The organism is Bradyrhizobium genosp. SA-3 (genome assembly GCF_004212635.1).
Taxonomy (GTDB): domain Bacteria; phylum Pseudomonadota; class Alphaproteobacteria; order Rhizobiales; family Xanthobacteraceae; genus Bradyrhizobium.
The window spans coordinates 1-2,425 of sequence record NZ_PSRT01000288.1 but is presented as its reverse complement, the minus strand read 5'-3'; the positions used below and the strand labels follow the sequence as shown (position 1 = coordinate 2,425).

Annotated in this window: 3 protein-coding genes; 2 read left to right on the top strand and 1 reads right to left on the bottom strand. The window is 65.4% G+C overall.

The genetic code is table 11. The features are described from left to right. On the bottom strand, positions 1-204 hold a 204-nt coding region (locus CWO91_RS42025), incomplete at its 3' end, for a LysR family transcriptional regulator (RefSeq protein ID WP_130221150.1). A 107-nt stretch (positions 205-311) separates the two neighbouring features. On the opposite strand from CWO91_RS42025, the gene CWO91_RS42020 reads away from it, so the two are divergent. Together CWO91_RS42020 and CWO91_RS42015 are read left to right on the top strand one after the other, a co-directional pair. Continuing rightward, on the top strand, positions 312-1,934 hold the full coding sequence (locus tag CWO91_RS42020; RefSeq protein ID WP_130221149.1) for an FAD-dependent monooxygenase: 1,623 nt from the start codon (positions 312-314) through the stop codon (positions 1,932-1,934). Positions 1,935-1,951: 17 nt separating this feature from the next. Then, positions 1,952-2,425, top strand: a 474-nt coding sequence (locus tag CWO91_RS42015; protein WP_165406080.1) for an alpha/beta fold hydrolase, incomplete at its 3' end; no start/stop codon positions are given.

Here is a 2,425-nt window from a genome sequence, read left to right as displayed (position 1 = left end):
CCCACGCGCCAACAGCACCTTGCCGGACTCGGTCACCGATACGCCGCGCGCGCCGCGCTCGAGCAACGCGCCGCCCAGTTCGTGCTCGAGTTCCTTGACGTGCCCGCTGAGCGCCGACTGCGCGACGTTGAGGGCGCTGGCCGCGGCGCCGAAGCCGCCGCGCTCGGCCACCGCCACGAAATAACGAAGCTGCCGCAGGTCCATTTCGCCCTCCATCTCGAACCGAGATGGATATCATATCAAACATATTCTTGTGAGATACCAAAAACCGGGCAGTCTGATGCCAAAGAGAAGATCGAGAGGAAACGAGCATGGACATCGCCGCGGAAGCACCCCGCCGCACGTCGGTACTTATCGTTGGCGGCGGCCCGGTTGGCCTTGCCATGGGGCTGCTGCTCGATCGCTTCGGGATCGACGCCGTCATCGTCGAGAAGAGCCCGACCACCACAGATCATCCGAAATCGCGCGGCTGCTGGGTCCGCACCATGGAGATCTTCCGGCAATGGGGGATCGAGCAGGCGATCCGCGACCGCGGGCTGCAGGATGATTCCGACATGTTCGTGCAGGTCGAGAGCATCGCCGGCCGCGAGATCAGCCGGTCGCGCCCGGAGCCCAATCTCGGGCAGACGCCGGCGTGGAAATGCCTGGTGGCGCAGGATGCGGTCGAGGAGGAAATCTACCGGGTCATCGAGCATTCCAATTTGGTGCAGGTGCAATTCTCGACCGAATTCGTCGGCTTCGAGGAAGTCGAGGACGGTGTCATCTGCGAGATCCGCTCGGTTGAAACCGGCCGCAGCGAACATTGGCACGCCAGGTATCTGCTGGCCTGCGACGGCGCCGGCAGCCAGACGCGCCGGGCCGCCGGCATCGACATGGTGGGGCCGGCCTGCCTGTCGGTGCTGCAGAACGAATACTGGCGCGCCGATCTCTCGCGCTTTCCATTGGCGCGCGAGGCCGCCGGCTATCAGGTCTACTCAAAAACGCTGGGCGTGCCGCCGCGCGCCGGCATTCTCAACACCAACGGCCGCGACCGCTGGCTGTCCATCATCCAGATCGGCGAGCAGAAGGACGATCGGCCGCGGCCCTGGACCGATGCCGAGATGATCGAGATCATCCGCGCCCATGTCGGCGTTCCCGATCTCGAAGTGACGTTGCTCAACCGCTCGGTCTGGCGCATGAGCAAGCAGGTCGCGGCGAGTTTTCGCAAGAGCCACGTGTTTCTCGTCGGCGATGCCGCGCATCGCTTTCCGCCGACCGGCGGTTTTGGCCTCAACTCGGGCGTTCAGGACGCGCACAACCTGGCCTGGAAGCTCGTCTATGTGCTGCGCGGCTGGGCGTCGGAGAAGCTGCTCAACAGCTACGACCTCGAACGCCGGCCGGTGGGGCAATCGAACGCGGATTTCAGCTTTGGCAACATGATCCGCTTCCGGCGGATCGATGACGCCGTCCGCTCCGGCAACGAGGATCACATCCGCTTCTGGGTCAACGACCTCGACAATCATTTGCACAGCATCGGCCAGGCGCTCGGCTTTACCTATGAAGAGGGCGCGGTGATCCCCGACGGCACGCCGCATGGCGGGCACCTGACCCGCGTCTACCGTCCGTCCGACCGGCCGGGCGGGCGCTTTCCCCATCTGTGGCTCGACATGCCGCGCAAGCGCTCGACGCTCGACTGGTTCGACAAGGAGTTTACGGTCGTTGCCGGTCCTCAAGGGGAGACGTGGCTTGAGGCCGGCCGCGACGTGTCGGCGAAAACCGGGCTGCAGCTCAATTTGCAGCAACTCCCCCACGCCCATCCCGCCGACGGCATTCAGATGGGACCGCGCGGCGCGGTGCTGGTGCGTCCCGACGGCCACGTCGCCTGGCGCATGCCCTACATCCCCTCCGATCCCGCGCGCGAATTGGCCGGCGCGCTCGAAACCGTGCTGCATTAGTCATGGATACGATAGCCATGGATACAATCGAAGCCAACGGCACCACGATTGCCTTCAAGCGCAGCGGGGAGGGACCGCCGCTATTGCTTCTGCATGGCGCCGAAGCCGACCACTCGATGTTCGATGCCTTCGGCGCGCTGCTGGCGCCGCATTTCACCGTGATCGCCTACGACCAGCGCGATTCCGGCGCGACCCGTAATCCGCCGCAGCCCTACGGTCTCGAGGAACTCGCCGACGATGCTGCCGCGCTGATCGCAGCGCTTGGCTATCGGCGCGCCCATGTGTTCGGCACCTCGCTCGGCGGGGTCATCGCGCAGGTGCTGGCCGCACGTCACGCCGGGCGCATCGATCGCCTGGTGCTGTCGAGCACCTTCCGGCCCGGTGCGTCGGTGATGTCGATCAATCCGGAAGGCTTCCCGGCGTTTGTGGCGCTGCGCAACCGCATGCCGGAATCGGTCTGCGAGTTCGCCGAGTATTTTGTGCCGCCCGAC

Bases quoted from the DNA above. Each gene is read 5' to 3' on its own strand.
- CWO91_RS42020 (WP_130221149.1), top strand. From the start codon at position 312: ATGGACATCGCCGCGGAAGCACCCCGCCGCACGTCGGTACTTATCGTT.